This is a genomic window from Hymenobacter negativus, from assembly GCF_017571495.1.
GTDB classification, from domain to species: domain Bacteria; phylum Bacteroidota; class Bacteroidia; order Cytophagales; family Hymenobacteraceae; genus Hymenobacter; species Hymenobacter negativus.
In genome coordinates this window covers 307246-332474 of record NZ_JAGETZ010000003.1, presented here as the reverse complement: position 1 = coordinate 332474, position 25229 = coordinate 307246, and the positions used below count along the sequence as shown (strand labels likewise).

At 59.3% G+C, this 25229-nt stretch carries 15 protein-coding genes; 10 read left to right on the top strand and 5 right to left on the bottom strand.

Features of this window, described 5'->3' with window-relative positions:
- The first annotated feature begins 676 nt into the window (after nt 1–676).
- Both J4E00_RS08210 and J4E00_RS08205 read left to right on the top strand, forming a co-directional pair.
- Entirely contained in the window at nt 677–1219 is a 543-nt protein-coding gene (locus J4E00_RS08210) for a TetR/AcrR family transcriptional regulator (protein WP_208174657.1), read from the top strand.
- Nucleotides 1220–1375: 156 nt separating this feature from the next.
- Complete coding sequence (locus J4E00_RS08205) at nt 1376–3163, top strand: chloride channel protein (RefSeq protein WP_208174656.1); 1788 nt, start codon at nt 1376–1378, stop codon at nt 3161–3163.
- Nucleotides 3164–3174: 11 nt separating this feature from the next.
- Here the strand turns inward: J4E00_RS08205 and J4E00_RS08200 are convergent, their stop codons facing one another.
- Entirely contained in the window at nt 3175–4377 is a 1203-nt protein-coding gene (locus J4E00_RS08200) for a hypothetical protein (RefSeq protein ID WP_208174655.1), read from the bottom strand.
- Between the two features lie 84 nt (nt 4378–4461).
- Here J4E00_RS08200 and J4E00_RS08195 point away from each other — a divergent pair, with 84 nt between their 5' ends.
- Entirely contained in the window at nt 4462–5688 is a 1227-nt protein-coding gene (locus J4E00_RS08195) for an NAD(P)/FAD-dependent oxidoreductase (RefSeq protein WP_208174654.1), read from the top strand.
- A 19-nt stretch (nt 5689–5707) separates the two neighbouring features.
- On the opposite strand, the gene J4E00_RS08190 is transcribed toward J4E00_RS08195, so the two are convergent.
- Nucleotides 5708–8404 (bottom strand): PIG-L family deacetylase, encoded by a 2697-nt coding sequence (locus tag J4E00_RS08190; protein ID WP_208174653.1) that lies wholly within the window; start codon nt 8402–8404, stop codon nt 5708–5710.
- A 405-nt stretch (nt 8405–8809) separates the two neighbouring features.
- Between J4E00_RS08190 and J4E00_RS08185 the strand changes: the two genes are divergently transcribed.
- Nucleotides 8810–9247, top strand: a complete 438-nt coding sequence (locus J4E00_RS08185; protein ID WP_208174652.1) for a hypothetical protein — start codon at nt 8810–8812, stop codon at nt 9245–9247.
- Here J4E00_RS08185 and J4E00_RS08180 read toward each other — a convergent pair.
- Nucleotides 9218–9805 carry a hypothetical protein gene (locus J4E00_RS08180; RefSeq protein ID WP_208174651.1) on the bottom strand — a complete coding sequence of 196 codons (588 nt, stop codon included), beginning with the start codon at nt 9803–9805 and terminating at the stop codon, nt 9218–9220. The genes J4E00_RS08185 and J4E00_RS08180 overlap by 30 nt on opposite strands.
- A 290-nt stretch (nt 9806–10095) precedes the next feature.
- Between J4E00_RS08180 and J4E00_RS08175 the strand changes: the two genes are divergently transcribed.
- Complete coding sequence (locus J4E00_RS08175; protein ID WP_208174650.1) at nt 10096–11739, top strand: S8 family peptidase; 1644 nt, start codon at nt 10096–10098, stop codon at nt 11737–11739.
- A gap of 153 nt (nt 11740–11892) precedes the next feature.
- Here the strand turns inward: J4E00_RS08175 and J4E00_RS08170 are convergent, their stop codons facing one another.
- Nucleotides 11893–12702 carry an SDR family oxidoreductase gene (locus J4E00_RS08170; RefSeq protein WP_208174649.1) on the bottom strand — a complete coding sequence of 270 codons (810 nt, stop codon included), beginning with the start codon at nt 12700–12702 and terminating at the stop codon, nt 11893–11895.
- Nucleotides 12703–12972: 270 nt separating this feature from the next.
- On the opposite strand from J4E00_RS08170, the gene J4E00_RS29990 reads away from it, so the two are divergent.
- The 5 genes from J4E00_RS29990 (at nt 12973) to J4E00_RS08145 (ending at nt 23909) form a co-directional block, all read left to right on the top strand.
- Complete coding sequence (locus tag J4E00_RS29990) at nt 12973–15261, top strand: GEVED domain-containing protein (protein ID WP_208174648.1); 2289 nt, start codon at nt 12973–12975, stop codon at nt 15259–15261.
- A gap of 112 nt (nt 15262–15373) precedes the next feature.
- Nucleotides 15374–21385 carry a gliding motility-associated C-terminal domain-containing protein gene (locus J4E00_RS08160; RefSeq protein ID WP_208174647.1) on the top strand — a complete coding sequence of 2004 codons (6012 nt, stop codon included), beginning with the start codon at nt 15374–15376 and terminating at the stop codon, nt 21383–21385.
- Nucleotides 21386–21647: 262 nt separating this feature from the next.
- Complete coding sequence (gene rlmD / locus J4E00_RS08155; protein WP_208174646.1) at nt 21648–23075, top strand: 23S rRNA (uracil(1939)-C(5))-methyltransferase RlmD; 1428 nt, start codon at nt 21648–21650, stop codon at nt 23073–23075.
- Between the two features lie 13 nt (nt 23076–23088).
- Nucleotides 23089–23526, top strand: a complete 438-nt coding sequence (locus tag J4E00_RS08150) for a hypothetical protein (RefSeq protein ID WP_208174645.1) — start codon at nt 23089–23091, stop codon at nt 23524–23526.
- Nucleotides 23527–23534: 8 nt separating this feature from the next.
- Nucleotides 23535–23909: a hypothetical protein gene (locus tag J4E00_RS08145; protein WP_208174644.1), complete on the top strand. Its 375-nt coding sequence runs from the start codon at nt 23535–23537 to the stop codon at nt 23907–23909.
- Nucleotides 23910–24060: 151 nt separating this feature from the next.
- Here the strand turns inward: J4E00_RS08145 and J4E00_RS08140 are convergent, their stop codons facing one another.
- Nucleotides 24061–25101: an LLM class flavin-dependent oxidoreductase gene (locus J4E00_RS08140; RefSeq protein WP_208174643.1), complete on the bottom strand. Its 1041-nt coding sequence runs from the start codon at nt 25099–25101 to the stop codon at nt 24061–24063.
- Between the last annotated feature and the right edge of the window lie 128 nt (nt 25102–25229).

The window sequence follows — 25229 nt, the reverse complement described above, 5'->3', positions numbered from 1 at the left end:
TAGCGTATAGTAGCACTATCGCCAAAGCCAGTAGCGGCACCGAGCGCCCGCAGCAGTTGCTCAATCGTTGAATAGAAGAGCATAAAACAAGGAAAACGGAGGTGGGAATGGATGCCTCAAAGATACTAAGACAGCATTAACTAACATTTGTTAGTTAATGCTTTGGTGTAACATTTCATCTCTCACTCACCTTTGCAGTGCAAAACAGGTTGTAACCAGCTCTATGTAGCAGTGCAATTCTGGTCACCCAGAATAAATATTAAAATTATTGCACTGTCTTACAGCAAGGTGAGTAACCACTTATAGATAGTGAGCTAACACTCATTTAAGATATCAAAAGCTTGTCTACCTTTGTATCGCTGCTGGACAACATCTCACCCGTTTGTCAGGCAGCCAAATTCCCACGTTCTGTTTAACCAGATGAACTCCCACCCCGTCTGGCAACATTCGCTGAAAATGACGTCGCCTTCGCGCTAGAAGGAGCCAACTTCGCATTTCTCAGCCTATTACAGCCGGCTAAGTCGAACCCTGTTCGATTTGGCCGGCTGTACCTTTTGGCGGTAAACTGAACGGCTTATGCACGAAGCCGCGTAGGTAGTGTTACTTTACTGCTAAGCTTTGTTTTTTCGTTCCGGGCATACGCTCGGGCTTCATCTTCTTTTATTCGGTCTGGCCCATGACCAGTCATTCTAAAATTGAACAAACCGCCTTGCAGCTTTTTGGTGAGCGCGGATACGATAATACCTCTACCCTGCTCATTGCAAAAAGTGCGGGCGTATCTGAAGCGCTGCTATTTAAGTACTTTCTGAGCAAGGAGAAGTTGTTTGAGTACCTTATTAAGCAGGGATTCCAGCGCATTGTAGAAGCCAACCGGGGTATTCTTAGCGAGAAAGACCCACAAGCGCTGATTGATAAAATCATTGACCTGCCCTACAAGCTGGTGCACGACGAGCCCGACTTCTGGAAGGTACAGGACAAGGAATTCAGCAAGCCACTGGTGCAGAAGTATTTTCAGCGCTTCATGAGTCCCATTGATAGCCTACTTAAGCAGGCTTTCACCCAGCTCGGTACGGACGACGCCGAGATGATGACGCTACGCCTGTTGCTGCTCATTCAGAGCTTATGGCGCAACTTGCTCTATGAGCATGATGAGAAGCTGCTGCAAGTGGGTGCTCACCTGAAACGCACGTACGTGCGGGGGATAGAATTGCCCAAATAGCTTATTTAGGCTTTTTTACTTTCACAAGCTTTTCATTATCAGCCCTTTGCCAAGGCATCGCAACAGGCAGGAAAGTATAATAGTGGTTGGCAGTGGGCTGCTTACATCTACTATCCGCAATTTTGCGTTGGTAATGTGTCGCCTCTTCCAATGCCCATGCCCCACCACGCCGTTCACCGCTTGTTGCGCCCGCTGCTAGTATGGCGGGCGCGCCACATCAGTGAGCGAATGTATATGCTCATTTTGAGCGTGCTGGTGGGGGCAGCGGCGGGGCTTGCGGCTGTTTTGCTTAAAACATCGGTCCATTGGGGACAGGAAATGCTCCGAATGGGCATTTCAGAACCTAATCGAGTATTTGCGCTGTCGGTCTATCCGGTCATCGGCATCACCCTAACGGTGCTGTTTACGCGGCTATTTCTAGGGGGGCAGTTGGGGCGGGGCATTGCGCCCATCATCTATAATACGGCACGGGAGGGCAGCGTAGTGCCGCGCTCCAAGCTCTATTCGCAGCTGATTACGGCCTTTTTTACGGTGACGTTTGGGGGCTCGGCGGGTACGGAAGCTCCTATTTCGGTTACGGGTGCCGCCCTGGGCTCCAATGCCGGGCGGGTGCTGCACTTGGACCGGCGGCGGCGGCGCTTGCTCACGGGCTGCGGTTCGGCAGCGGGCGTGGCAGCCATTTTCAACTCGCCCATTGCGGGAGTGCTGTTTGCGGTCGAAACTATTTTGCTGGAACTGCCGGCGCAGTATTTCATCCCCCTCCTGATTTCATCGGCCACCGCGACGGTGGTTTCGAAAGCGCTGTATGCAGGACAGCCATTTGTGCTGATTACGACGAGCTGGCCAGTGGATGCGGTGCCGTTTTACGTGCTACTGGGACTATTTACCGCCTTTTTCTCAGTGTACATGATTCGAACCTATCATTGGTTCGACCATTTTTTTGAGCGTTGGCCGGGGCTGAACTGGCGCAAAGTGTTAGTAGCCGGCGGCTTGCTTGGAGGGCTAATTTTCCTGTTTCCAACGCTGTATGGCGAGGGCTATAATACGGTGGAGCTGCTGTTGCGCGGCCACGCCGAGCACATCACCGACGCCAGCATTTTCTCGGTTTACCAAGATAATAACCCCTGGCTGCTGCTGGTGCTGGTATTCTTCAGCATGATGCTGAAGGTGGTGGCCACCAGCATTACAGTGGGCGGCGGCGGCAATGGCGGCATGTTTGGCTCGTCGCTGTTTGCGGGGGCGCTGGCGGGTTTTTTCTTCGCCCGAATTATCAACCTGAGCGGGCTGGTGCACATTCCGGAGGTGCATTTTGTGGTGCTGGGCATGGCTGGCACCTTGGCCGGCGTGATTCATGCGCCGCTAACATCTATCTTCCTCATTGCCGAAATTACGGGTGGCTATGCGCTGTTTGTGCCGCTGATGGTGGTAACGAGCAGCTCCTACCTCATCACCAAATACTTTGAGCCGTACTCGGTGTACACGCGCAAGCTCACGGCGAAAGGCGTGGACGTGTATGCCAACCGCGACCGAGGCCTGCTGGCCCAGCTCGACCCGCGCAAGCTGCTGGAAACCGACTTTATTCCGGTGCGCCCCAGCACAACGCTGGGTGAGCTGGTGGATATTTTCCGGCATGCCTCGCGCAATTTGTTTCCGGTGGTGGCGGCGGGCGGGCGCCTGTTGGGCGTGGTCAGCCTCGATTCGGTGCGCGATGCGTTATTCGACGATGAGCACTACGGCAGCACCAGCGTACGGGAGCTGATGAAGCCTGCCCCGGCCGTGGTGGGCCCCAACGACGACCTAGAACATACCCTCACCCTGCTCGACCGCCACGATGCCTGGGCCCTGCCGGTGTGTGAGGAGGACGGCCGCTACCTGGGATTCATCCTTAAATCAGCTATTCTGGCGCGCTACCGCAAGCAGCTTATTCAGGAAAGCGAAGCTTGATACCTACTTTTTTATTCCTCATTCTGCAGTAAGCCAATGGCATTTCGGTGAGATAGTTGGAGGCCGAACATCATGAGGAGGCCGGTTAGGAGGATGACCATCGAGAGAATATTCTCGCTGATTTCGCCGAGGTGGAGGTGGTCGGGAATGCTGTAGAACAGGAGGACGGTGATGAGGCCTTTGGGGGCGATGAATAGCTCGGGAATGAGGTCGGTGCGGGCAATGTATTTGAGGTAGAGGAAGCGGATAAGGGTGAGTACGGCCACAATGAGCAAGCCTTGCAGCAGCAGGTTGCCGCTGATAAGATTGGCCAGGGTGATGGAGAAACCAAAGGCCAGAAAGAAAAATGTGCGCACCAAGAAGGCCGATTCGGCGGTGAGGCTCTTGAGTTGGGCCAGCTCAGAGGCAAGCTGGTCGGGATGCAGCCAGCGTTGCAGACGGGGACCGCGCAGGAACAAATCGGCGTTGTTTACCGCCAGGCCGAACACCAGTACGAGGACCAGCGAAGACAGGTGGTATTTCTTGGCGAGGCTGTACATCAGCACCAGAAAGGCGAATAGCAGGAAGAATTTGATGTGCCCGCGCAAGCGTCCCAGCAGAAACGCCAGCGCCACGGTGCTCACCACTGCCACCACCAGAATGGCCAGCACATCGCGCCCGAAGGTGATGACCGAAACGCCCTGGGCAAAGTCTTCCTGCAAGGCAAAATTGAACAGCATGATGCCCATAATGTCTGAAAATGTGCTTTCGTAAATAATGAACTCCTGCTTTTGGCCCGTGAGGCCGGCCACGCTGGGGATGGCCACGGCGCTGCTGATTACGGCCAGGGGCACAGCATTAGCCAGGCAGCTTTGCCAGCTGGCCCCGGCCACGTAGAGGTGCAACAGGCCCGCAATGGCCCCGGCCTGAACCAGCAGCATGAGCGCTGCCGCCAGAAACGAGCGCCGGATTACCGGAATTTTATCGCGGGTCAGGCGTAGGTCGAGCGAGCCTTCGAGCACGATGAGAATGAGGCCCACAATGCCCAGAATCTGGAGCAGCACCGACGGCAGGTGAAACGGAATGTTCCAGTACGTGACGGCTTGGTTGAAGCCGATGCCGGCCAGCAGCAGCAGCAGCACCGAAGGCACTTTGGTGGCGCGAGCGGCCAAGTCGAAGAGGTAGGAAAGGATAACGGCCAGGCTCAGGCCGATGAGAATAGTGTATGGACTCATGGCTCAGGTTAACGGCCGGACAGGGCCAGGGTTGGCCGAAGCGGGCCGGGTAGAGGTACTTTTGCAGCTCCAAAACCTCCGGCTTTGATTACAAACGGCTTCGATAACTCTCCCTTTGCAGCCATCATCGGCGGCGGACCAGCAGGGCTGATGGCGGCCCAGCGGCTGGCCGAAGCCGGGCAGCGGGTGCGCCTGTTTGAAGCGCAGGCGACCGTGGGGCGCAAATTTCTGGTGGCTGGGCACGGGGGGTTCAATCTGAGTAATTCGGAAGCCCTCACCGCCTTTGCCGGGCGCTACGGAACCGAGGAAAGCCGCTTCACGGAACTGCTGGCGCACTTCTCACCGGGCGATTTACAGGCCTGGGCGGCCGATTTGGGCATCGAAACATTTGTGGGAACCAGCGGGCGCATCTTTCCGGTAGCTGCCCACAAGCCGGCTGATTTGCTGCGGGCCTGGCTGGGCCGCTTGCGCGAGCTCGGCGTTGAAATCCATACCCGGCACCGCTGGCTGGGCTTTGCGGGTTCCACCGGTATCCGGCTGCGCGACGAAACGACTGGGCAGGAACTAGTGCTTGAGCCCACCGCCACGGTATTGGCGTTGGGCGGGGCCAGCTGGACTAAAACTGGCTCCGATGGTGCGTGGGTGCTCATTCTGCAGGAAATTGGCGTCCCCGTCACGGCCTTTGCGCCGGCCAATTGCGGGGCAGAAGTGGCGTGGTCAGCTTTTTTCAAAGAAAAAGTGGGCCGGGCTCCACTCAAGAACATAGCGTTGCGCGTGAACGACGGCCCTGAAGTACGCGGCGAGCTGATGCTGACCGACTACGGGGTAGAAGGCACGCCCGCCTACGCCCTCACACCCCAGCTGCGCACCGCGCTGACTAGGGATGCCGCCACACTGCATCTCAACCTCAAGGCCGACCTTTCTGCTGCGGCTTTGGTTCAAAAGCTGAAGCAACCCCGCGGCAAGGCGTCTTTCCCGGAGTTTCTGAAAAAAGTGCTGCACCTGGGTCCGCCGGTTCCCACGCTACTGCGCGAAGTACGGCCCGACGCCGCCGCGCTTGCGCCCGAGGAGCTGGCCGCATTGCTCACCGCCCTGCCCCTGTCCGTGACGGGCCTGCGGCCGCTCGATGAGGCTATTTCGACAGCGGGTGGCATTCCCTTCGCAGCCGTAGATGAGCACCTGATGCTGCGCGCCCGTCCGGGCACTTTTGTAGCTGGTGAGATGCTGGATTGGGAGGCGCCCACGGGCGGCTATTTGCTGCAAGGGTGTTTCAGTACGGGTGCCTGGGTGGCGCGGAGCGTTTCGCGGTAACGCAAACTTTTACTCCGCGCTACTTCCCGTAGGAAATCATGTTCGTGATAATGCGGTAGGCGCCGGGCACGCCGGCTGGCAGCTCGCGAAACAGCGACAAGCCGGTGTAGATGAAGTGGCCCTTGCCGTAGTCCGCCACCAGAATGGCGCTTTCCTTGGCCGCCTCGCCGGGGTCGCTGCTGGAAATGACGGGCTGGTATTTCGGGTCCCACTTGGAAGGATAATACAGGCCCTGCTCCTGCACCCAGCCGTGGAAATCCTGCGCGGTGATTTTGTTGGGCGCGGCCAGCAACGGATGTTTTGTGAGGGTAACGGGGGCGTCTTCCACCGTCACCCGGTCGGAGGAAAGCGTCAGCGGGTAGGGGCCGATGTCGGGCAGTACGGTGCCGCGGTTCACCACGTATTGCACCACCACGTTGCCGCCCTGCTCGATGTAGCGCAGGATTTCGGGCTGCTGGGTTTTGAGGCGGTCGACGGTGTTGTAGGCGCGGATGCCCACCACCAGGGCGTCGTATTGCTTAAGGGTGGCGGCGGTGAGGTCTTTGGGTTCGAGCAGGGTCACGGTGTAGCCGATTTGGCGCAGGGCTTCGGGCACTTCGTCGCCGGCCCCCATCAGGTAGGCCACGTTCCGGGCTTTGCCGCGCTGCAGGTCCAGCTTCACGAGCGGGGCTACGGCGTCGGGAAACAGCGTTTGGGTGGGGATGTGAGGGTATTGGATGGTCTGGAGGCCGCGGCTGTAGGCCTGGCCGTCGACGGTGGCCACGGCGCGCAGCTCGGTTTTGCCGGGGGCGGCGCCAGGGCCGGGCTGCACGCGGAACTCGATGGTTTGCTCGGCGTCTTTGGCGGCCAGGGCGAAGGACTGGCGGGCGGGGGTGCTGGTCCAGCCGGCGGGCAGGGTCAGGGCCAGCGTGCCGGCTACCCCGGCGCGTCCAGCTTTGAGGGTCACGGGCACGGTCTTGGGCTGGGCGTCGGCGAAGACGTAGGCGCGGGCGGCGGGCAGGTTCACGGCCACGGGCGGCACCACGGCCAGCGGCTGGTACAACTCGCCCAGCACGGGGTCGGTGTGCTTGTATTGGACGGGAAGAAAAATTGAATTGAAAGAATCCCCTTTCACCTGTACAGAAAGACTAGCTACTGGTGAGTTTTCAGCTAGACCTATCAATTCCCGCTCTGGCAGGGGATATCTTACAGCGACTGGCCTGGCTTTTTTGCGGATTCTTGATGGCCGAATCAAACGTATGTGGCATGAGAAGTCCGGCTCGGAAACATCTGAACTTCCTTGCGGATAAACAGGTATATTTTGCCTACCTTTTGGAAACTGCTCAGGCAACATATACATACCCACCGTGCCGCGCTCACGCAACCAGTAAGGCTGACTATTTGTGATTGTAGCTGATACTTTAGCCCGCAGTACTATCCGTTTTGCTTCACCTGGTCTAACTTGGGTAATGTGTAGAGCCGTGTCGGGCTCTACCTCTAAACCTGTCGCGTTAATACCGGTAAGTTCCTGCACCACTGCAGAGCGATTTACAATGTCTACATTCACTGTGGCAGGCTGCCCGGCCACTATCGTACTCTCCGCCACCGTGGCTTCGGCATAAAGCCCAGTAGCTGCTTGTTTTATCGTAGTTAACTCTTCCTGTTTCGTCCGAGCCCAGTACAAACCTTCTGGCGAAGCCTTGCTTGAAGAAGGATGAGACAACTGCTCAAGATTAGACAACTCTTTTTGTAGTTCTTCCAGCCCGGCCACGCTGGCGCTGGGGTTGCTCGGGTCATACTTGCGAATCACCTCCTCGATGAGCTTGCCCACGGCCGCGCCGCCGGGCACCCGGTTCCAGGTCTGGTCCACGCCTTCGAACAGGTCGTTGGTGGCTTTCTCGCCTTTCACGGGCTGGAAATACTCCAGCGCCTCGCCTCGCTGAGCAGCCGAGCCCATGCCTTGCGAACGGTGCTGCGAGCGGGAGAGCGCCGCGATTTCACCATACGACTTTCCCAGCAGCGCATTGTATCCTCCGGCATCGAGCTTGAGGTAACCGTCCATGTTTTCGCCGGGCTTCACGAAGAAGCTGCCGGTGTTCCAGAGCAGGCGCTTGGGCTGCCAGGCTGGCACGTATTGCAGCTGCTCGGGGAAGCGCTGGGGGTCGCCGGCGGCGTCGAAGGCTTCGGCGGCGAGGATGGCGCTGGCCTGGTGGTGGCCGTGGCCGGCGCGGGCATCGGGCGGGAAGCGGGTGATGAGCACGTCGGGCCGGCGCTGGCGGATGACCCACACCATATCGGCGAGCACCTGCTCCTTGTCCCAGATATGAAACGTCTCGTCCGAGGTTTTCGAGAAGCCGAAGTCGTTGGCGCGGGTGAAGAACTGCCGGCCGCCGTCGAGGCGCCGGGCCGCCAGCAGCTCCTGCGTGCGAATCACGCCGAGGCCCTCGCGCAGCTCGGGGCCGATGAGGTTCTGCCCGCCGTCGCCGCGGGTGCAGCTCAGGTAGCTGGTTTCGAGCAGGCGCTCATTGGCCAGGTAGGCGATGAGGCGCGTGTTTTCGTCGTCGGGGTGGGCCGCGATATACATCACCGAGCCCAGCACGTTGAGCTTCTTCAGCCCCAGCAGAATTTCCGAGGACGTGTAGGTTTTGGGCGTTTGGGCTTGCGTTTCAGTTAACAAGCAACAGTTAACAGTGAGCAGTAGCAGGGCCGCAACGAGCGGGCGGAAGGAGCTAATCATGCGCGGGAAACCGGGGTGTAGCGGTGAAGTTATCAGCTGCGCGATACAGAGACGCGCTACATCGCGTCTGGCAGGCCATACTGTTTGGCTTTCAGCCTGCATTGTTGCCCGACGCGGAGAGATAACGGAGCGTGCCTGTGTGCCAATATGTGGGTGTTGTTTACTTGAGTTAGCCCAATGTTTAATCAGGTTAGCCACGTTTTTCAAGATATTATTCCGATTTTACCTTAAGTAAGCCAGTAGATTAATTGATTTGTTCAGCTATTGTACGACATTAATCAGTACTTACGTTTAGATAGCCCATTAATGAATTAAATAAGCCCGTTTATGCAGTTAATTAGCCATGTATTTCTTTTAGTTAGCCAGTTTATTGAGTAGCTTAGCCTGGCTTCTACTTTTTATGCCATGTCCGACCTGCCCGACAGCCTTCCTACTGCCTTCGCCCGCCGCTTGGCCGAGCGCGACAACCCGCCCCCACCTCCCCCACTGAGCATGGAGCCGGCGGCCGTGCAGGCTCGGATTGAGGCATGGCTGCGCACAACCGGCCACCTGCGCGACACCCGCAGTCTCCTGCGCATGGGCCGCATGGTACGGGCCCTCATGCAGCACCCCGAGCGCACCACTGCCCAGCTCGCCGAAGCGGCTGGCCTGCCGGCCCGGGCCGCCGCCCGCGTGGCCGTGCGCCTTAACGGGTTCGCCATCACTACCTGGGAGTACCGCGGCCTCTACCGCTTCCACCGCCTCACCCGCGCCGCCGAAGACGCCCTGCTGCTGGTGGTGATGGGGCCGCCGCCCGCGCCCAGCCCCCAAGCGTCACAATCCCCAGCAGGTGAGCAGGCGTAAGCACGCAACGACCAGCCCCAATGTGAACACGGCCTTGAGGGCGGCCACGGACCAGCGCAGGTCGAGTGTGGTATGGCCAATAGCGACGAGGTAGCCCAGCAGCAAGAGCAGCGCCAGCCCGTTGCCGGTGAAGGTGATAGGCACCACCTGCAAGGCCATGAGCCCAACCAGGCCGAGCGCCAAGAGGGTGTACGCCGTATTCCAGAGCATTTGCATAAAAAGGGCATCGGCATAGCGCACGCCCTGTCGACGGTAGACCGCCCATGTAGGAAGAGCAAAAAGGGGTAGCAATGCCAATTGTCGCAGGTTGTGGTAGGTGCCCCAGTAGCTGCGGTGCCCGTGCAGAGCGGCGAGCTGCGTTGCACTCAGCCGCGGCTGCCGCACCAGTGCCCAGGCCGGGTGATAGGCTTGCAAAAGCGCCATTGCCGCAGTGGCAAGCCCCACCAAACACCCCAGCACCACAGCCGCTAACAGGTAGCGCCGGCGCTGGGCCCACCACTGCGTAGCCAGTTCGCCAGGCCGTTGAAGGACTGCCGACAAATAAGAAATCAGGTGCATAGAAGAGGTAATCGAGCGGCCCTTGCTGCCGCCAACCAGTCGGCGCAGGCCAGGCAGCACCGCCGAATGCCGTGGACGGCGGTGATTGAAACGGATAACAAATATGCTTTACTGGGCAACCAGACGGCCCGGCCAGGGCAAAGAACGGCACCAAAACCCGCTGCCACCCCAGCTAGCCGGGCGCAACGCGGGGCCGGCCGGCCCCGTCTTTGCCGTGGCCGAACTTCCTTTGTAGTCAATTCGGTTTACCACCCATCATCGCCGCACCGTCGCGGCGCTTCATTTTGCTCATGACGATTTTCCCCTCCCGCCGCTGGCCCGTTGCGCTGGCGTTTCTGGCGCTCCCTTCGGCGAGCTTTGCCCAATCAGCTGCCCCTACTCCGCCCCCGGCGGGCGACCAAAGCGCTGCCCAATGGTATTTGAAAGACCCGCAGCTCGACCAGGTGCCCGGCATCGGGGCCAACCGGGCGTACACGGAAATCCTGAAAAACCTGGTGCCCACGCCGGTGATTGTGGCCGTTATCGACTCGGGCATTGATACCGCGCACGTCGACCTGAAGCCCGTGCTGTGGCGCAACACCAAGGAGATTCCCGGCAACGGCATCGACGACGACAAGAACGGCTACATCGACGACGTGCACGGCTGGAACTTCCTTGGCGGGGCCGATGGCCGCAACGTGGGCGCCGAAACCCTGGAAATGACGCGCATCGTGGCGGCCGGCCGCAAGCGCTTTTCCGGCAAAACGGCTGCCACGGTGAAAGCCGCCGACAAGGCCGATTTTGCCCTCTACCAGAAGGCTGAAAAAGCCTATACTGCCCGCCTCAAGGAAGAAACCGAGCGCAACAAGGAAGTAGAAAGCATGGCCGGCCCCCTCACCATGATGGTACAGAGCATGAAGCAGGCCCTCGGTACCGAAAAGCTCGACACCACGGCACTGAAAAGCGCCAAAACCGACGACCCCAACATGAAGCGCGCCGTGGCCGGCATGCTGGACATGATGCGCCAGACCGGTGCCTCCGATGCCGACGACCTGCTAAAACAGCTGAACGACGGCGTGAAGCAGGAACGCAGCATGCTGGACAATTCGCTGAACCTGAATTTCAACCCCCGCGCCGACATCATCAAGGACAACCCGGACGATGTGAACCAGCGCAACTACGGCAACAACGACCTCTACGCCACCGACCCGCTGCACGGCACGCACGTAGCGGGCATTATTGCCGCCGCGCGCGACAACAACCTCGGCATTCAGGGCATCGCCGGCGACCCCGTTCGCATCATGATGGTGCGGGCCGTGCCCGACGGTGACGAGCGCGACAAAGACATTGCCAACGCCATCCGCTACGCCGTCGACAACGGCGCCAGCATCATCAACATGAGCTTCGGCAAGGAGTTTTCGCCCCAGCGCCCGGCGGTGGAGGCAGCCTATAAATACGCCGCTACCAAAAACGTGCTGCTGGTGCACGCCGCCGGCAACGAAAACCACAACCTCGACCTGGAGGATAACTACCCCGCGTCCTTCTACCTCAACAAAGGTGTGGTGCCCAACCTGCTTACCGTGGGCGCTTCGGGTCCGAAGGATAACGCAGCCCTCACCGCCGACTTCTCCAACTACAGCAAAAAGGGCGTCGACGTGTTTGCCCCCGGCGTAGCCATCTACAGCACCCTGCCCGGTAGCACCTACGGCAACGAAAGCGGCACCAGTATGGCAGCCCCCGTTACGGCCGGCGTGGCGGCGGTGCTCAAATCCTACTTCCCCAAGCTCACCGCTGCCGATTTGAAGCGCATCATTATGCAGTCGGCCCAAGTGCACCACACCAAAGTACACGTGCCTGGCACCGAAAAGGAAGCTGATTTCTCTACCCTGTCGGTAACCGGCGGCGTAGTGGATTTGTACGAGGCCGTGAAGCTGGCCCAGAAAGCCACGATGTAACCCTCCTCCTACAGAAAAGCCCCGATACTGCATAGTATCGGGGCTTTTTGCGTTTTAACCAATGCTTATCACAACTTCAGGCAGTCGCATTAGGAGGACGAATAACTACGCTGACCGTCCATTGCTTCGACGATGCCTTGCCAGGCCATGGGATTACCCCACGTCCACGCCTTTTTCTTCCTTGCGGAAGTGGTTTAGCACCAGTTTGTCGCTCAGGCCGGGCAGTAATTTGTTGAGGAAAACCACCAGCTTGCCCTGGCCCGTGAGCACGATGGTGCGCTTGCGCTGTTGCACCGCCTTCAGGATTTCGTCGGCCACGGCTTCGCTGCTCATCATGGCGCCTTCGTCGCGCGGCGACTCGCCCTGCGCCGAGCCATCGGCGGCCAGCGCCGTCTGCCGGATATTGGAAGCCGTGAAGCCCGGCGCGGCCGTGAGCACGTGCACGCCCTGGTCGAGCAATTCGGTTCGCAGCGACTCCAGAAAGCCATTCATGGCAAACTTGGAAGCCGAGTAGCCCGTGCGCCCCGGCAGCCCCCGGTAGCCCGCAATGCTGCTGATGCCCACAATGCTGCCCTTGCTTTTGAGCAGGTGCGGCAGGGCAAACTTGGTGGTGAAGACGGTGCCGAAAAAGTTGGTTTGCATGAGCTGCTTGATGACATCCAGCTCGGCATCCTGAAAGCGGGCGCGCATGCTGATGCCCGCGTTGTTGAGCAGCACATCGAGCCCGCCGAAGCGGGCCACCGTTTCCTGCACAGCGCGTTCGGCGGCGGCTTCGTCGCCCACATCGGCCCGCACGGCCAGGTTGGAGATGCCAGCCGCGGTCAGGGCCTGGGCCGTATCGGCAAGCTTGGCTTCGTCGCGGCCGGTGATGGCCACCTGGTAGCCGGCGCGGCCAAAGGCCAGGGCGCAGGCCCGGCCAATGCCCGAAGTGCCGCCCGTGATGAGAACGGTGAGAATTGGCATAAACGCAAATAATGGCCTGAAAGGGCCGTGAGAGGGATTTCGAAAATTGTTAAAACAAACTTACGGCGGGGTGGTGCGATTTTTGCGAGCAGGCGCTAAACTTTGCCGGTGCCGTTAAATCAGGCTGGGGAATAGGTGGAATTAGGCGAGCCGTTTTGGCCCGTTGCCGATGGAAATTTGGCAACAGCCGATTGTGGCCTACTGCTCCTCTTTTTCTGCTTACATTTATCCACCAAAATCTTTATTTCTTTCTTTCCTTCAGAACACCGTATGAACCCACTCCTACGTACTTGGTCCCGCATTGCTCCAGGCATGGTGGCCGCTTTATTGGCGCTGGGGGCGGCCACTCCGGCGGTGGCACAATGCCCCATCAACGCTGTCTGCACCCCCGGTACGGCCAGTAGTGCCCAGGCAGGGGTATTTGGCATGGCCATCCTCAACGTGACGGTGGGTACAACCGTTTTGGCTAACCGCACAAGCTATACGGCCGGCTACCACGACTACAGCTGCAGCGTCAGCGCGGTGCCGCTGGTAGTGGGTCAAAGCTACCCCATCAGCATTCGCACTACGGCCGCGGCCACCCAAAACGTGCGAGTCTGGATTGACTACAACAACGACGGAGCCTTCACCGGCAATACCGAGCTGGTGTACGAGGACCTGAACCTTACCGGCACACCAGCCAACCCACACACTGGCAATTTCGTCCCCCCAGCCGCGGCCGTGTTGGGCACCCGCCTGCGCATGCGCGTGGCCACCGACTATATAAACAGTGCCCTGCCCACGTCGTGCAGCACGCCGGAGTATTCGCAGGACGAGGACTATAGCGTAACGCTGTCGGCGAACGTGAGCCCGCCAACAGCCGCCTTCACCACCGACGCGACGACTACCTGCTCGGGCTGTGTGCAGTTCACCGATGTCAGCCAGAACCTGCCCACTTCCTGGCTCTGGACCTTTGGCGATGGCCAAACCAGCACCCAGCAAAACCCCAACCACTGCTATACCACCGCCGGTACCTACGCCGTAACGTTGCGGGCCACCAACGCGGCCGGCAACAATACCAGCGCGGCCACCAGCATCGTGTACAACACCACAGTTCCGGTAGCAGCGAGCTGCTCGCCCCAAACGTCCAGCTACTTTGCCAACTACGGTATCATCCGTTTCCAGCTCAATACCATCGACAACACGTCGGCTAATGGCAGCGCGGGCTACCAGAACTTTACCTGCACACAGCGCACCGAGCTGACTGCCGGCGTCAACTACCCAATGGTTATCACCACGGGCGGCGTCAATCCGCACGACATCCGGGTGTATCTGGACAAGAACAATGACGGTATTCTGACCACCGCCGAACAAGTGTACGTGAGCCTGAACACGGCTACGCCCGGTGCCACGGCCACTTTCACGTTGCCCACCGGCACTACCCTCAACCAACCGCTACGCCTGCGCATCATCGCCGATGCCATTGGCAACACAGCCGGCCCGTGCGTGGGCCCCGCCAGCGGCCAGGCCGAAGACTACACCATCGTGGCCCGGCCCAACACCCTGCCGCCCATCATCAGCTTCAGCACCAACTACGTGGCAGGAGCCTGTGTGAACCCCATTCAGTTCACCGACCTCACCTCTAACCTGCCCACCTCGTGGCTGTGGAACTTTGGCGATGGCCAAACCAGCACCCAGCAAAATCCACTTCACACCTACACCAACGCTGGCACTTACAACGTGTCGCTTTCGGCCACCAATTCTAATGGTACTGCCAGCATCACGCGGCTCAATGCGGTGACCATCCAGATTCCCTGCTTTAACTACTGTGCCTCGAATGGTACGGGAACCAACGGCCCCACCGGGCCGCAAACCAGCGCCCTCTGGACCACAGGCGTAAGCGTAAGTAATGCCTCGCCGGCCTATACCAACGGCACCGGTATTGCTACTGGAGGTTATGCTAACTACACGGCAAACCCCATTACCATGCCAGCCGGCAGCGCAATAAACCTGACGGTTACGACCAACCTTTTTGTGGCTCACCGCACGTCGGTGTGGGTTGACTACAACCTGAACGGTGTTTTCGACACGAATGAGCTACTGGCTACCGGGGTAAGCACTGGTGGCGCTACTGCCAATACGTACACAGCAACGTTCACCGTGCCCAGCAGCAGCAGTGCTTCGGGGCTCTCCACTCGCATGCGCATTCAGACAGCAGCCAACACGTCTGCGGCTAATGCCTGCGGCATCAACATCGTGAACGCAGAAGTGGAAGACTACCAGTTGCGCTTCTCGCCACTGGCCAGCCGCAACGCAGCCGCCCTGCCGGCCCTTGGCCTCTACCCCAACCCCACGCTCGACGGCCACCTGCGCCTGAGTTTGCCTGATGCCAGTGCCGCCGGCATTTACGCCACAGAAGTGCAGAATGTGTTGGGGGCTGCCGTGCTGCGCACCTCCCTGCGCCTGGGCCCCGCGACCGAGGCTGAACTCGACCTGAGCGCCCTACCAGCCGGCGTGTACGTGCTGCACCTGCGCGACGCCAAGGGCCAGACTGCTACGCGCCGCGTGGTGCGCGAATAGGCTTTTCGGCCTTCCATCTTTTGCCGTTGTATCATATCCCCTTTACAAGTGCAGGCGACCTATTTAGGTCGCCTGCTGGGGTTTCTCCGTCCTCCTACCCTTCATTTTTTTTATGTCCCCATCCTTACTCCGGCGCTTTTTTGGGTCCGTTTTGCTGCTCATGCTGGCTATGCTGGGTACGCGCCCCGCGCAGGCCTCGCACTTGCTAGGCGGCGAGATGAACTACCGTTACCTCGATGCCAATGGCCCAGCGGGAAACCAGTTTCGCTACGAGATAACCGTAACCCTGTACATCAATGCCCTGCCGGGCACACCAGGCACGCCTACTACGAGTCAGACGGTCTTTGTATATAACCGCACTACGGGGGTGCGACAGACGGTAACGCTGCCCGGCACTATTTCGCCAATTATCAGCGGGCCATCTATTCCGCCGGGTTGTAACATTACGCCACCCAACCAACCTTTCTTCGTGAACCGGTTTGTGGGTACCGTCAACCTGCCGCTGTCGTTTGATGGCTACTACGCAGTATTCACGCTGAGCGCCCGCAATGCAGGCATTGCCAACCTGGCCAATTCGGACAGCTTCCCTCTCACATTATATGTGAGCATGTCGCCACCACTGATTCCCAACCGCTCGCCCGTATTTTCGGATACGGCTGTGGCCATCATCTGCCAAAACGATACAACAATTTCGCTCAACAACGCTGTTGACCCCGATGGTGACCGACTGGTGTACTCCTTTGGGGCACCTTATGGTGACTCTCCCAACAATTTCGCAGCTGTTCCTCCCCTTCCTACCCCCATACCTTATGCCTCTGCCAGCTACAGTGTGGCTACACCGTTTGGTACGGGAACAGGTAATTTTGCCTTGATTAATGCGAATACGGGAATCGCGAAGTACGGGAGTAGAGCCAACCAAGGCACCAAGTTTGTGGTAGCCGTGGATGTAAGCGAATACCGAAGTATCAACGGGCGGGAAGTGCTGGTAGGGTCTACCAGACGAGACTTGCAGCTGCTGGTTTCAACCTGTCCGGCCACGCCGCCCCCAGCGCTACCACCGTCGGTCACAACTCCTCGCAACTATACTATTGAGGAAGGACAGTCGCTAAGCATCCCCATCACGGCCACGCAAGCCACCAGCAGCCACCCTCTGGTGATGACTGTGAACAGCGCGCTCCTTGATGGCAGCGGCCCGTTTAATACCACCTTTAATGGAAGTACTGGTACCGTGGTTGCCGGCAACGTGACGGGCACGGCCAATGCGACCGGCAACGGGACGGTATCGGGCACGTTCGTTTTTAACTCGGCTTGCGGCAATGGCCGTACCGCACCCTACGACCTGGCCGTGACGGTGAAGGACAATGGCTGCGGCGGCAAAATTGCCTCCGACATTTTCCGTGTTACGGTTAACCGTGCTGCCGGCCCCAATGCCATCACCGGTCCGGCTACGGTGTGTGACCCCGCTACGGTGCGAACCTACACTGCTGCCGGCCCAGTCCCGGCGTCTTATAACTGGCGCATTTCGGGCGGCACCATCAACAGCGGCCAAGGCACCAATACTGTGAACGTGACTTGGGCCAGCGCTAATAGCACCGGCACACTGGTATTGAAGGGCGTTTCAACTTATGGCTGCTTGTCTGACTCGGTAGTGAAAACGGTGGACATCCGGCCACTGGCGGCGCTGGCTGTTACACCAACTTCGGCCAGCATCTGCCGGGGCACCTCCACCACGCTGAGCGTAACCGGCCCCGCTGGCCTGACCTACACCTGGACCGGCGGCAGCCAGCCCGTTACGGGGAGCACCATCATCGTGACGCCAACTGCTACCACTACCTATACCGTGACCGGCACGGATGGGACCTGCAGCATCACTTCTACCACAACGGTAACCGTAACGCCGCCGCCCACAGCCAATGCCGGCCCCGACCTCAACGTGTGCGCGGGGGCAACTTCGGCCACGCTGGGTACGGCTCCGGTGGCGGGCGTTACCTACAGCTGGGGCCCAGCTACCGGCCTGAGCAGCACCACTGTCGCTCAGCCCACCGTGACCCTGCCCAATGCTGGCACGACTCCCATTGTGCGGAACTACGGCCTGACAGCTTCCATTGGTGCCAACTGCCTCAGCGTCGACTCGGTGCGGGTGACCATCAACCCTTCTGCCGTTGCCAACGCCGGCCCGGCTATTACGGCATGTTCGGGCGTGGCTTCAGCCCCGCTGGGCACTGCGGCACTCCCCGGCTATACCTATAGCTGGAGCCCTGCTACCGGCCTGAGCAGCACCACTGCCGCTCAGCCCACCGTGACCTTGCCAAACACCACTGGCGCGCCCATCACCCAAACCTATACGCTTACAGCGACCAATGCTCAGGGCTGCCCGGCAACCGCAACGGTTGTCGTGACCATCACCCCAGTGGCCGTGGCAGCCGTTGGCCCAGCCATCAGCTTCTGCTCGGGCACAACCTCGACCCCGCTCGGCGGCACGGCCACACCCGTAGCCGGTACTACTTACGCCTGGACGCCTACCACGGGCTTGAGCAACCCTAATATTCTCAACCCCACCGTGACGGGCACCAACGCCACCGGCGCGCCCATCACCACCACCTACACCCTGACGGCCACCACGGCCAACGGCTGCACCGCCACCGGTACCGTGGCCGTAACCATCAACCCCGCCGCCGTGGCACAAGCCGGCCCGGCCCGCAGCACCTGCTCGAACGTGGGCGTGAGCATTGGCACCGGTACCACCGTGGCTGGCACCACTTATGCCTGGCTACCCACTACGGGGCTGAGCAACACTACGGCATCAAACCCGACGATGACGCTGCCCAACTCCGGCAGCACCAACATCACGCAGACTTATACGGTGACAGCGACGACAGCCAATGGCTGCACCGCCACCAGCACCGTAACCGTAACCGTCTTTCCAGCGGCAGTGGCTACTCCTGGCCCAGCCATCAGTTTCTGCTCGGGCACAACCTCAGCTCCGCTCGGTGGCACGGCCACACCCGTAGCCGGTACTACTTACGCCTGGACGCCTACCACGGGCTTGAGCAACCCTAATATTCTCAACCCCACCGTGACGGGCACCAACGCCACCGGCGCGCCCATCACCACCACCTACACCCTGACGGCCACCACGGCCAACGGCTGCACCGCCACCGGTACCGTGGCCGTAACCATCAACCCCGCCGCCGTGGCACAAGCCGGCCCGGCTCGCAGCACCTGCTCGAATGTGGGTGTGGTAATCGGTACGGGTACGCCGGTAACGGGTACTACTTACGCCTGGACGCCCACCACGGGCCTGAGCAGCACCACCAGCCTCACCCCGACCCTGACCCTGCCCAATCTGACAGGTACCCCCATCGTTGCTACTTACACCCTGACTGCTACCACAGCTAGCGGCTGCACCGCCACCAGCACGGTAGCCGTTACCGTAAACCCTGCGGCTGTAGCGCAGGCCGGGTTGGATAAAACCACCTGCTCGAACGTGGGCGTAACCATTGGTACGGGGACCGCCATCACCGGCACTACCTATGCTTGGACGCCCGCTACCGGCCTGAGCAGTGCCTCGGCGCTAACTCCGACCGTAACCCTGCCCAACACGACCGGCGCGGCCATTACCCAGCAATACATTTTGCTAGCTACTACAGCCAACGGCTGCTTCCAGCGCGATACCGTGGTGGTGACCATTAACCCCGCCGCCGTGGCCGTGGCCGGTGCCAACCGCCCGGTGTGCTCGGGCTTGGCAACTACGCTTGGCGCCGCAGCCGTGACGGGCTACACCTATAGCTGGAGCCCCAGCACCGGCCTGAGCAACACTTCGGTGGCCAACCCCACTTTCACGCTGACCAACACGACCACCACACCGAACCCCATTGTATTCACCCTAACGGCCACCACGGCCAACGGTTGCGTAGCCACCAGCACGGTAACGGTGACGGTGAACCCCGCCGCCGTAGCCAATGCCGGTCCGGCGGTGTCGGTGTGCGATGGCAAGCGCGTGACGCTGGGCACTGCGGCGCTGGCTGGCTATACCTATAGCTGGAGCCCCACCACCAACCTGAACAACGCTACTTCTGCCCAGCCAGTGCTGACTGGTGTGAACCCAGGCACCACTCCCCTGACGGCTACTTATACGCTGACAGCCACCACGGCCAGCGGCTGCGTGAGCACGAGTACCGTGATAGTGACCATCAACCCGCGCCCGGCGGCTGAAGCCATTACGGGCCCGGCCTCGGTTTGTCCCACTGTCACGGGTATTGCCTACTCGGTGGTGAACCCCGCCGCCACGGCTTACACTTGGCTGATTAATGGCGGCACCATTGCAAGTGGCCAAGGCACGCCAGCCATTACGGTGAACTGGGGCGTGGCCAGCACCGGCGGCTACATCAAAGTGTTCCGCCTGAACGCCCAAGGCTGCTCGTCGGATACCACCACGCTGCCCATCATCATCAACCAGCGCCTACAAACGGTGCGGCCTACCGGCCCCGGCGACATCGTAGCCGCATCTCCCCTGCCGCGCTCCGTTTGCCAAGCCGATGGACCTTACACCTACATCAGCGGCGTATTTGCCAACGGCTCCAGCTACTCCTGGCAGATTATTGGCGGCACGCAGGTGAGCACGCTGCAAAACTCAGTGACTGTGAACTGGAACCCGGTAACGGTGCCCACGCTTGGCAAAATTGTGGTGACGGAAACCAGTAACCCCAGCGGCGGCATCTGCCGCGGCGTTTCCGACACGCTGAAGGTACTTATCAATCCGTCGCCCCGCACCAACCTAGCCATCACTGCGCCGGTGCGAGTGTGCCAGAACAGTGGCCCCGTCACCTTTAGCCTACCCGGCGGTTTCACCGGCTCGACCTACGTGTTCCAACTGGCAGGCAATACCATAGCCGGAACCGGCAACACCCGTACGCTGAGCAACCTGCCAGCTGCTGGTACCTATACCCTCACCGCTCAGGAAACCACGGTTGCCGGCTGCGTGGGTCCGCTCTACACCACGCAGTTCACAGTGAGCCCCACGCCAGGTGCCCCCACCATTTCGGGCTCGGGCTTTGTGTGCAACGTGGCCACACCGCAGCAGTACAGCATTGCTAACGCCACGGCCGGCTCGTCGTACCAATGGACGGTAGTAGGCGGCACCGTGACGGCCGGCAACGGCACCAACCAAGTGACGGTGCAGTTTGGCGCCACCGGTCCTTACACCGTGAGCGCGGCCGAAACCAGCGGCACGCCGGCCTCGTGCGTAGGCACCACGACGACGCGCACCATCATACTCGACAACCCCACGGTGGCCCTTACCACGGCTTCGGTTGATATGACCAGCAACGCCCGCGTCATCCTCACGCTACGCGCCCCGGCCAGCAGCAACACGCCGAACCAGATTCAGATTATGCGCCGCGTGGCGGGCTCGGGCACGTACGCTTCGGTGGGCACGGTAGCGGCTTCGGCCACCACCTTCACCGATAACAATGCCGTGGATGCTTCGGGCAATTCCTATGAGTACCGCCTCGACCTGACCAACGGCTGCGGCACTCTACTCTCCAGCCTGGTTTCGCGCACCATTCGCTTGGTGGCGGTGGCCACGCCCGGCGCCGGTGGCCGCGACCAGGGCAGCACGGCCCTGACCTGGAACGCCTACCAGGGCTTCACGGTGGACAAGTACGAAATCTACCGTCGCTCCGACGCGGGCACGCCGGAGCTTGTGACCACGGTACCCGCCGGCACCCTGCAAGCGACCGTATCCAATACCGACCCCACTTCGACGGCAACCAGCGTAGGCTTCGACCAGAACTTCCGGGTAGTGGCCGTGAGCACGGATGCCACGCCGTTACGCTCAAACTCGAACGAAGCCAACGTGAAATTTGCCAATCAGACCAACACCTACAACATCATCACGCCAAACCGTGACGGCCTGAACGATGTGCTCGTGATTGACAACATCCAACTCTACCCCGGCAACACCTTCACCGTGTTCAATCGTTGGGGCCGCGAGGTGTATAAGACCACCAACTACCAGAACAACTGGGGCCAGGACGACAACATCGCCCCCGGCAACTACTTCTACATCCTGACCCGGCCCAATGGCCCCACGGTGAAGAACTGGTTTGAAGTGGTGAAATAGACCACGGATTCGGACGAATTTTTCGGATTTCACGAATTTTATAGTCGACATCTTTTTAAAAGAAAGGCCTCCCAGTTCGGGAGGCCTTTCTTTTTTGACCAGCGCCACACCGCTTCTGTCATATGCCTTCAAGCGCCTGCGACTTTGTTTCAACTGCATGCGAGGCGGATTAATTGGTGTGCGGCTTCGTTTCCGTTCTCTTACTCGTCCCCAAAATCCGAGAGAATCCGTGGTCTACCTTTGCAGACTTACCGCTCCCGTTATGTCCCGCAAAATCACGAAAGCCTCTAAAAACTTACCCGCCGACGCCCTCCATAATATCCTGATTCAGGACATGGTGGCCGAAGGCAAATGCATGGTTCGCCTCGACAACCTCGTCATCTTTGTGTCGCAGGTAGCCCCCGGCGACGTCGTGGACTTGCGCATCACCCGCGCTAAAAAGAACTTTCTGGAGGCCGTGCCCACGGCGTTTCACAAATACTCGGAGCTGCGCACCACGCCGTTTTGCCAGCACTTCGGCGTGTGCGGCGGCTGCAAGTGGCAGCATTTGGGCTACGATTCGCAACTGCACTTCAAGCAGCAGCAGGTGGTGGACCAGCTCACGCGCATCGGCAAAGTGGCTCTGCCCGAGATTCCGTTCATCCTCTCCTCGCCTCAGCGCACCTACTACCGCAACAAACTCGAATACACCTTCAGCGACAACGGCTGGCTGACCCAGGAGCAAATCGACGACGACACCCAAACCTTCGACCGCAACGTGCTGGGCTTCCACACTCCCGCCCGCTTCGATAAGATTATCGACGTGCAGCACTGCCACCTCCAGGCCGAGCCCAGCAACGAAATCCGCCTGTTTGTGCGCGACTACGGCCGCGAGCACGGCCTGCAGTTCGGCAACATGGTGCGCCAGACTGGCAACCTGCGCAACCTCATCATCCGCACGGCTCAGAGCACCGGCGAAATCATGGTGATTCTGCAGTGCTACCGCCCCCACCCCAGCATCGAGCCCTTGCTGGATGCCCTGCTGGCCAAGTTCCCCGGCATCACTTCGCTCAACTACGTACTCAATAGCAAGGGCAACGAAACCTTCCACGACCTCGACGTGGTCTGCTACCACGGCAAACCTTACATCGAAGAAGACATGGAAGGCCTACGCTTCCGCATCGGCCCCAAATCCTTCTACCAAACCAACTCCGAAGGCGCCCACCAGCTCTACAAAGTGGCCCGCGACTTCGCCGACCTGAAGGGCGATGAGCTGGTGTACGACCTCTACACGGGAGCCGGCACCATCGCCAGCTTCGTGGCCCACCAAGCCCGCAAGGTCATCGGCGTCGAGTACGTGGAGCAGGCTGTGGCTGACGCCCACGTCAACGCCGAAATCAACAACATCACCAACACCGAGTTCTACGCCGGCGACATGAAGGACATCCTCACGGCTGACTTTACCGCCCACCACGGCCGCCCCGACGTCCTCATCACCGACCCGCCCCGCGCCGGCATGCACCCCGACGTGGTGGCCCGCCTACTGGAGCTTCGCGCCCCCCGCATCGTCTACATCAGCTGTAACCCCGCCACCCAGGCCCGCGACTTGGAGCTACTGGATGCTGCCTACAAAGTCACCCGCGTGCAGCCAGTGGATATGTTCCCGCACACCCACCACGTGGAGAATGTGGTGGCGCTGGAGTTGAAGTAACTTCACAAGAGCGATGAAGAATTACACATTAGCTGCGTTAGTTTCTTCCCTTCTTGGTTGGATAATAGCTACTATCATCTACGGGATTGGCTATTTTCTACTGGATAAAAACCAAGCCTTGGTCGCTATTAAAATAATTGGCCCAATTACTTTAATTATCTCGCTATTAGCTAATATAGTTTTTCTGCAAGCTCCACGCTCTTTTATTAAGCAGCTATTTCTCACAAATAGCCGTTTAGTTTTTGGCCTGGCCTACGCTGTTATAGCATTTTTCACTTTGAAATTAGCTTTTGGCGGAGCATTTGGAGGGTATAACCCGATTGAGCAATTAGCCACTTTCAACCCAATTATTAACGGGTTTTCGCTTGGATTTTTATTTCGCTCCATCTGGATACCTAATCAAACAGCGTCCAAAGTCAGTTTGACAGATATTGTCAAAAAAGAGAAATAATTAAATAAATGGACTACTTCAACGACCCCGAACTGAACGGCAAGTACCTCGGCACCATCACCAAGGATTTCGTGAAGGTGTGCGACACGCTTTCCGAAGCCTCTTCCCAAATTCGCAAAGGTGACTTCAGCCAGTACCCCATTTTCGTGTTTGCCAAGCAGGAAGTGCCCCTCGGTGGCCTGCTGGTCAATGCTGATGAGTTGAACCTGGAGTGGCATGTTTTCGCCAGCTACCTCGAGTTGTTTGTGCAGCAAGGAATTATCGACGAAAGCGGCATAGAAGCCTTCAAAGCCACCTACAAGGATGCCGACGAGTTCTGCTGCCTTTTCGTGCTCGATGAGGAATTCACCAACTTCGTGTTCGTGCCTTATCCGGAGGATTAGGTTAAGAAATATTTAAAAAGCGCGTCATGCTGAGCTTGCCGTAGCATCTCCACCGCAAGAGTAATTATTTGCTTCTGCAGTAAAGATGCTTCAGGCGGCTCAGCATGACGTTCTGGTTTTGATGCCCTTACTTGCCTTGTTCGCAAAGTCCTTAGCCCACTAACTGCTCCGTCTGGGGTTGGGGAATTCCACGCAGCACTTCAGCTAACAGCCGATAGGAATAAACCCGCGCCTCGTGGCTGAAGATATTAGAAACGGCCATGATTTCGTTCACCTGTGTTTCGCCTACAAATTCCTGCATATCCCGTTGAATAGCTGCCTTGCTACCGATGAAGGCATAGGCCAGCATTTGCTCCACGGCGTACTGCTGCGCAGGCTCCCAGAGCCCGGCCATCGATTCCACGGGTGGCTGCAGCGGCGCCGGCCGGCCCTTGATAACGCCCAGCATAAACTGCTTGAGCGACGTGGCCAGGCGTTGCGCCTCGGCATCGGTATCGGCTGCCACCACGTTCACGCAGGCAATGACATAGGGCGCCGCCAGCGCCGCCGAGGGCCGGAAATTCTGGCGATAAATCTCCAACGCCGCAAACAGCTGCCCCGGCGCAAAATGGCTGGCAAATGCATACGGCAGGCCCAGCGCGGCAGCCAGATAGGCGCTATCGGTGCTGGAACCCAACACGTAAATTGGAATATCCAGCCCTTCGCCTGGAATGGCCCGCACCGTAGCCGTGCTGTTGGCAGCCGAGAAATAGGTCTGGAGCTGCTGAATGTCCCGCGGAAAATCCTGCACGCCGCCGAAGCGGCCACCCCGAATGGCCTGCGCCGTCACCTGGTCGGAGCCGGGCGCACGGCCCAAGCCCAGGTCGATACGGCCCGGGTAGAGCGAAGCCAGCGTGCCCATCTGCTCGGCTACAACCAACGGGGTATGATTGGGCAGCATGATACCGCCCGAGCCCACCCGCAACGTGCTGGTGCCACCCGCAATGTAGCCGATGAGCACCACCGGAGCTGCGCTGGCTACGCTCACCATGTTGTGATGCTCAGAAAGCCAGAATCGGGTGTAACCCAGGCTTTCAACCTGTTGCGCCAGGTCCAGGCTATGACGGAAGGTATCGGTCGGCGTGGTATCGGCCGCAATGGGAGCTAAGTCCAGCACGGAAAAAGCGAGCGGAGCAAAAGATTTTGTTGTCATGGAAGGAGAATAAAGAAGGAAAGTCACTACTTGAAACCAATGGACCGGCGCGTTATCTGAGGCGGCTAGCTGGTCTATTCAGGCATGACTGGTAAGCATAACTGCTCCGGCCGTTATTTGATTTTCAC